At 33.7% G+C, this 6,414-nt stretch carries 6 protein-coding genes and 1 pseudogene; 1 reads left to right on the top strand and 6 read right to left on the bottom strand.

Going from position 1 to position 6,414, the window contains the following annotated elements; translation table 11 throughout:
* Positions 1–144: 144 nt before the first annotated feature.
* From RHOW815_RS08925 to RHOW815_RS06265, 3 genes and pseudogenes are all read right to left on the bottom strand, one after another.
* Positions 145–477, bottom strand: a pseudogene (locus tag RHOW815_RS08925) (spermine/spermidine synthase domain-containing protein); the annotation flags it as partial.
* 248 nt (positions 478–725) lie between these two features.
* Positions 726–920 carry an S-adenosylmethionine decarboxylase family protein gene (locus RHOW815_RS06270; protein WP_215217473.1) on the bottom strand — a complete coding sequence of 65 codons (195 nt, stop codon included), beginning with the start codon at positions 918–920 and terminating at the stop codon, positions 726–728.
* Positions 921–1,237: 317 nt separating this feature from the next.
* On the bottom strand, positions 1,238–1,672 hold the full coding sequence (locus tag RHOW815_RS06265; RefSeq protein ID WP_215217472.1) for a hypothetical protein: 435 nt from the start codon (positions 1,670–1,672) through the stop codon (positions 1,238–1,240).
* A gap of 303 nt (positions 1,673–1,975) precedes the next feature.
* On the opposite strand from RHOW815_RS06265, the gene RHOW815_RS06260 reads away from it, so the two are divergent.
* Positions 1,976–3,250, top strand: coding sequence for a D-alanyl-D-alanine carboxypeptidase family protein (locus tag RHOW815_RS06260; protein WP_215217471.1), 1,275 nt, complete (start codon positions 1,976–1,978; stop codon positions 3,248–3,250).
* Here the strand turns inward: RHOW815_RS06260 and rsmA are convergent.
* Genes rsmA through RHOW815_RS06245 form a run of 3 tightly spaced genes read right to left on the bottom strand, consistent with a single transcriptional unit; the run spans position 3,219 to position 6,296 of the window.
* Entirely contained in the window at positions 3,219–4,070 is an 852-nt protein-coding gene (gene rsmA, locus RHOW815_RS06255; protein WP_215217470.1) for a 16S rRNA (adenine(1518)-N(6)/adenine(1519)-N(6))-dimethyltransferase RsmA, read from the bottom strand. The genes RHOW815_RS06260 and rsmA overlap by 32 nt on opposite strands.
* Positions 4,067–5,113: a hypothetical protein gene (locus RHOW815_RS06250; protein ID WP_215217469.1), complete on the bottom strand. Its 1,047-nt coding sequence runs from the start codon at positions 5,111–5,113 to the stop codon at positions 4,067–4,069. Before RHOW815_RS06250 ends, rsmA begins: the two co-directional genes overlap by 4 nt.
* Before the next feature lie 52 nt (positions 5,114–5,165).
* Complete coding sequence (locus RHOW815_RS06245; protein WP_215217468.1) at positions 5,166–6,296, bottom strand: RsmB/NOP family class I SAM-dependent RNA methyltransferase; 1,131 nt, start codon at positions 6,294–6,296, stop codon at positions 5,166–5,168.
* Between the last annotated feature and the right edge of the window lie 118 nt (positions 6,297–6,414).

Raw genomic sequence — 6,414 nt, 5'->3', positions numbered from 1 at the left:
AGTAGTGCTAATTCAAACGGCTAACTTAATGGGATTTAAGTCAACGACTTGAAACTTGTCGTTAATCCTATATTTTTCTATGCGATTGAATCGGAACTACTATATCTAGCGTAAGATTGCGTTATTCTGTATCAGAGGCAAATCCTATTTTTTTGTTAGATCAATAACAAAGGAATCGATTTCAACAAGTGTTACGGAGCAAATATTAGGGTGTTTAAGCACTTCTCGCGCAACTCCTCCATCTCCACCCCCAATAATGAGAACGTCTTGTACATTTCCATGAGCAAATAAAGGCACATGGGTAATCATTTCATGGTAAATAAATTCATCTTTAGTAGTAAATTGTATTGATCTATCAAGAGCTATTACTTTTCCAAACTCCTTATTTTCAAAGATCAAGACATCTTGATAAGAGGATTTTCCTTCCCATAAAATAGTTTCAATTTTAAAACTTTGAAAATAAGTTGGATACAAAGTGTCATGAAACCATTATTTGGTCATTGAGAATACCCCGCATTTGTTCGTTCAGTGAAATGTATTTAGGTTGAAAAATCTTCTTTAGAATAGGAAGGCTTAAGAATGGTTGGCTATTACCACACATTAGATCTCTTGCATAACCAATAAGCAATCTAAAATTTTAAAGTATTTTAATCCATGAGATATGATTGTTTAAGCGATATAGCTGGAAATGCTTTTGTTAAGATAGGAATCTATAAATGAAAGCTTTAAAATAAGGGGTTATGCAAGAAATCTATTAATAGATCAATAGCTGCATATTTTTTTTCAGGCCAAGAATGAATACTCTTATGGGATTCTGCTAAAAGAGCAATACCGCTAATGCCGCCGCTTGGTTCAAACCGATGTAGATGTAAAAGAGTCGCTTCACAAGCAGTAATACACTCATGTAGGGCATTTTTCATAATTTCGAGGTTATCTTAGATGATCTGCTTCCCAAAAATCTATAATCAGGCGCATCCCTGCATAACGCATACCGTTTTTTTCAATAAAGTGATCTTTATTTGATGAAGATGATTCCTGAAAAGATGACATTCATAAATCCTTATAGGTTAAAATAAGCTAAAAAGTAGATTTTCTTTTTAAAAAAAAATTTATCAACTCTATTTTTTAAATAGGTCTTTTTTGACAAGGAATAGTCAAATATTTGGAATTAGCTACAAATAAAAGGCTTAAATTCAAAAAATAGCTAAAATAAGAGGTGGGTTAGCACCTCTTATTTTTAAGATTTTTTGCCAATTGAAGAGATAACAGCTTCTGTATCTTGTACTTCTGTTAAGAAATGTTGTAGAATTTTTAAAATATATTTAGGTGTATTATACACCCCAGATGTAGTATATACTATTTCTAAATGTGGTTTATTGTGAGGTAAAAGAGCTATAAATGTTGTTGTAGTGGGTATTTCATTTACAATTTGTGGAACAATCCAAATGGCAAATTGCTCGTTAAATAACGTTACTTTATCAGGGGTCTCGATAATGTGGAAATATTGATCAAGCTCTGCATCTTCATATGTATAATCTAAATCACTGTGATTGAGCAACCCAAGGCTATTTAATAGCTTGAGATCCACATGAGTAATTCCATCAGGGAGCCACTTAGGCAAATTTTTAATAAATTCCTCATAGGCTTCTTCTAGCGATAGCGGGTCAATCATACCTTCTCCTTACCGTCAACTTAGCTTAGCTTTAAAACTAGCCTTGTGTCAAGTTTTTATTTTATATTTATTTAGTTGTATTATCTCATGTTAGAACTTCTATTTATGAGGGTGTCATAAAATCCTCATCTTGCGTAGTTAGCTACTTTTTTTAAAGAGATTGCGAAGATTTTTTTGTGACTTGTTTGAATTTAGCAATAGAAAATGCTTTATAAATATTAGTAAAACTAATTGACTTTCAATTAGATCAAGCTAAAATTTAAGAGATCGTTTAAAGTAAAAAGAGAGAAATAATATTTTTATATGATGCGATTTATATTTCTTTTTATATTAATCAGCCGATTAGCTAATACTGCTCTGCAAGTTGATATTTCCGCAAAAGCTGCTGTTTTAATGAATGCAGAAACAGGAGCTATTCTTTACGAAAAAAATGCTGATTTGCCTTTATATCCGGCTAGTATCACCAAAGTTATTACAGCCTTATACGCTTTAGAAAAACGGGGCGATCGATTAGATCAAATGGTTGAGATTTCAAAAGAAGCGGTTAGTAGTGTTTCTCCTCAAGCGAGAAGAGATAAATTAGGAGCTCATCCACCCTATCGTCTTGAATTTGGTGGATCGCTTATGGGATTAAAAGCAGCAGAGCTGGTTTCTGCTAAAGATCTATTCTATGGACTGATGCTTTCTTCGGGGAATGATGCGGCAAACGCACTAGCTGAATGGGTATCTGGAAACATACCGCAGTTTATGGAAGAATTAAATGAATATGTAAAATCTCTGGGATGTAAGCAAACAACTTTAACCACTCCTCATGGATTAACTCATACTCATCATAAAACAACTGCTTATGATATGTGTTTATTGACAAAAAAAGCTCTAGAGCAATTATTTTTTTGTGAGGTGGTTAAAACTATAAATTATTTAAAGCCAGCTAGTAATAAACAACCACAAGCAGAATTACTCCAACATAACTCTTTACTAAAGCCTGGTAAGTTTTATTACCCTAAGGCAATAGGGGTAAAGACAGGATACACTGCAAGCTCAGGGTATACTATAGTAGCAGCAGCAGCAGATCAAAATAGAAAAATGATAGTAGTGCTTATGGGTTGCGATAAGTTAGAACAGAGATATAGAGATACCATTGCTCTTTTTGAAGCAGGATTTAATGAACCAAAAATCAAAAGGACTCTCTTTTCTAAAAATTTTGATGTATTTAGCACCATACAAAAGAAGAGTAAAAGCCCGATTAAAGCCATTTTACACGAAGATGTAGTGATCCATTATTACGCTTCAGAGGAACCATTGATAAAACCGGAATTGGAATGGAAGCCTATTGCTTTTCCTATTCAACCAGGACAGCGATTAGCAACACTGTCTTTATATGATCAAAACAGTCAAGTTTTAGATGTCTATCCTTTATATGCAATGGAAAAAGTAAACTCTACTTTTTATTATCAAATTTTAGACAAATGTCTAAGTTGGAGCACCAACTTAAAGAGGTCAATGTCTTTACTTATGTTGGGATTAGGAATAGCGGTATTATTTTTTAGTTTTGTTTGGGTAAACAGACGCGCTTAAGTTGTGTAAATAAAGAAATAAATTCTTGTAAATTAAGTTCTTCTGGTCTTGCAGTTATAGGAAGGTGCATGGTTTGAAGAACCTGTTCAACGAACTTACTGGAAGCTAGGGGTTTTAAAGACGAGCGTAACATTTTTCTTTTCTGTTGAAAAGCACTACGAGTTAGAAAAAAAAATGCGTCTATATCATCTTTTAGAGCAGGTGGATTTAACCTGCAATGCACAACAGCAGATCTGACTTTTGGTTTAGGGAAGAAACAACTTGGATTAATGGTAAAAAGGAGTTTTGCTTGACAAAAAAAACTTACAAGTAAAGAGAGATGACTATAATGAGGAGTTTTTGAGGAAGCAATCATTCGATCAGCGTATTCTTTTTGTACCATAAAGGTTAAAGCATCAATCTTATCATAATGGGGAAGTAGTGTTAGTAAAATAGGGGTAGTAATGTGATAAGGAAGGTTTGCAACCACTTTGATTTTATTTTTTTTAGAGTCTAAAAATTTTTCTAAATCAAATAATAAAAAGTCTTCTTTTTCTATTGTTAAATTTCCTAAATCTTGCAAACGATGTAATTGCTCTGCAAATACAGAATCTTTTTCAATAGCTGTAACAATAGCCCCTTTTGTTAATAATGCTTCTGTTAGAGCGCCAGGTCCTGGTCCAATTTCTAAGACCACATCACCTGCTTGTATTTGAGCTGCATCTATAATTTTGCGTACGATATTGCCGTCAATGAGAAAATTTTGAGAGAGCGCTTTTTTAGCGTGAATATGAAAGAAGCGCAAAAACTCTTTAAGCACAGAGGGTTTATAAATGCTCATTGATAAGAAAAAGGTTTAAAGTCGGAATTTATATTCAGATCTTGCTCTGAAAAACCGTAACGAACTTTTAATTTTTTCATATAGTTTAATAAATGTAGAGCAATAGATTCCTGAATCAACCCATCTTTAATTTTTTCCGCTAATTTAGGAAACTCTGGTTTATTTATCATATCTTTTTCTTTGAGATAGAAAATACGATGTACAATAGATTGATCTTTATTCACTTGAGAAATAGGGGCGCTAAAATCTCCAGGATTTAATGTTTCTATTACCATCTTATGAGTTTGAGAAATCGATTGATCATCGCTTATGATTTCAGGGGTAAATAAAACAGTAGTGTCGGGGTTTTCTGATTGCAGATCTTTAGAAATATCTTGAAGATCTCTTTTCTCCTTTAGAAGCTCAAAAGCTAACTGTGCTAGTGCCTGAGAGATATTTTCATTCTCAGAATGAATAGTTAGCACTTGATAGCGCCATTTTTGAGATGCAGGATTCTTTTCGCAGTATGCTATATATTTTTCTTTGATGTCATTAGGTCTTACATGCAATGCCTCAGAATATACCTTGAAATACAACGTTTTTTCTGCAATCAGATCCTCAGAGACCATTTTACGTGCTTCTTCATAACTTAATTTTAAGCGATCTAAAGAGATCATTACATTTGGGCCGTATTTGCGTAGTAATTCCTCTCTTACTTCCGCATCAGTTGCTTTAACTCCTATTCGTTCTGCATCTAATAAAATTAATTCTTGGTCGAGCATTTTTTGTAGAGTATCTTTCCATTGTGCATTATAAAATTGATAGCGAGCTAATTTAGAATGTGCGAATTGGGGATAATGGCTATCAAAGATCATATCCATTTTTTTAACTACGTCGAGTACAGAATAAGTCTTGTTGTTAAATTTGGTTAAAATCCGATTATGAATGGTTATTTGTCCCGTTTCTTCAGAGATGATGGGATATTCCGAAAATTCTGCAGTATAGCATGTAGAAGAGAACGATCCTAAAAGGGGTAAAAGGAAGTAGATCAGTGATTTCATCATTTTTTATCCTTAATAAAGAGTCTGGTTTTTATAAGTATATTCTAAAGTTAGCTTATTTTACAAAGACTTGCCCATAGAATCCATCAGGATCCTTTGAGTCCAAAGGCAAAGTGCTAAAAGAAGAAGAAATAGTGTTTAATAAAAAAGTTTTTTTAAAATATTGAGTTTGTTCTTGGTTTTCTAATCGTAATACGCTACAGGTCATGTATACGATATGACCTCCTGGTTTGACAAAACGCAAAGCCTGCTTAAAGATCAGTCTTTGTTCTTCTAGTGTCTTCTGAAACATCTTTGAAGTGAAGCGCCATTTCATATCGGGATTTCTCCGCATTGTACCAGTCCCACTGCAAGGAGCATCAACTAATACCCAGTCAAATTTTTCATATAGAGATTTTTTTTGAGAAGAATCAGGAAGCAACAATTGAGCATTTTGTACGCCGGCTCTTTTTAAACGTTTTTTAGCTTCGATTAGGGTGTGCTTTCTAATATCATGTAAAAACAGCTGTCCTTTTCCTTGCATTTTAGGAGCGATCGCTAAAGATTTTCCGCCGCTTCCTGCACAAAAGTCGAGCACTAACTGCCCTGGTTCAACCGCAACTAGATCTGCAAGACGCTGGCTTGCTTCATCTTGCACCTCAAAATGACCCATTTTGAATTCGGGAAGAGTAAAAAAATTGACTCTTTTGGGTAAAATAATCGCTGTGTGAAACGAGCCACAAGTTGCAGCGAATTCCTTTTCCCATGTTTTTAATAGATTTTTTCGAGAAGTTTTTAACAGGTTAACTCTTACCGTTATAGGGGCTATAGAATTACTAGCTCGACAAAAAAAACGAGCTTTTTCTTCGCCTAAACTCTCTACAATCAAAGAAAAGAGTTCTTTGGGGAAACTTAAGCGTATATGTAAGGGAATCTGTGTATTATCAAAAAAATGATCCGGTTTTATTTGAATAAGTTTTTGGTATCTAGCTTCCCATGAAATAGGCTTATTACATAAATAATCCAACAGACCTTTCCACCTTACCATAGAATAAATATTTTCACATAAGACCTTCCGATCTTTAGAACCTATGGCTTTATGAAAACGAAAATATTCCTTTAGGAAACGATCTAAGGGAAGCATTTGGTTTTCATACTCAGAGAGAATAGCAAGTAGATGATGTTCTCGAAAGATTTTCTTTGTCATTTTTAAATTAAACTAGTTTTTTTGCTAGTATACATGCCATAATTGCACACAAAGAAGGGGTTGCTCCTTAAACGGAGTAGGTTAAACTCTCCAATATAAACGAGATTTTTTCAAATCT

The organism is Candidatus Rhabdochlamydia sp. W815, assembly GCF_018642185.1.
Taxonomy (GTDB): domain Bacteria; phylum Chlamydiota; class Chlamydiia; order Chlamydiales; family Rhabdochlamydiaceae; genus Rhabdochlamydia; species Rhabdochlamydia oedothoracis.
This window is presented reverse-complemented; position numbering and strand designations above follow the sequence as displayed.

What these genes read in the sequence shown, in the direction of transcription:
- RHOW815_RS06270 (WP_215217473.1), bottom strand. Translation starts at nt 920, where the DNA reads ATGAAAAATGCCCTACATGAGTGTATTACTGCTTGTGAAGCGACTCTT.
- RHOW815_RS06265 (WP_215217472.1), bottom strand. Translation starts at nt 1,672, where the DNA reads ATGATTGACCCGCTATCGCTAGAAGAAGCCTATGAGGAATTTATTAAA.
- RHOW815_RS06260 (WP_215217471.1), top strand. Translation starts at nt 1,976, where the DNA reads ATGATGCGATTTATATTTCTTTTTATATTAATCAGCCGATTAGCTAAT.
- rsmA (WP_215217470.1), bottom strand. Translation starts at nt 4,070, where the DNA reads ATGAGCATTTATAAACCCTCTGTGCTTAAAGAGTTTTTGCGCTTCTTT.
- RHOW815_RS06250 (WP_215217469.1), bottom strand. Translation starts at nt 5,113, where the DNA reads ATGATGAAATCACTGATCTACTTCCTTTTACCCCTTTTAGGATCGTTC.
- RHOW815_RS06245 (WP_215217468.1), bottom strand. Translation starts at nt 6,296, where the DNA reads ATGACAAAGAAAATCTTTCGAGAACATCATCTACTTGCTATTCTCTCT.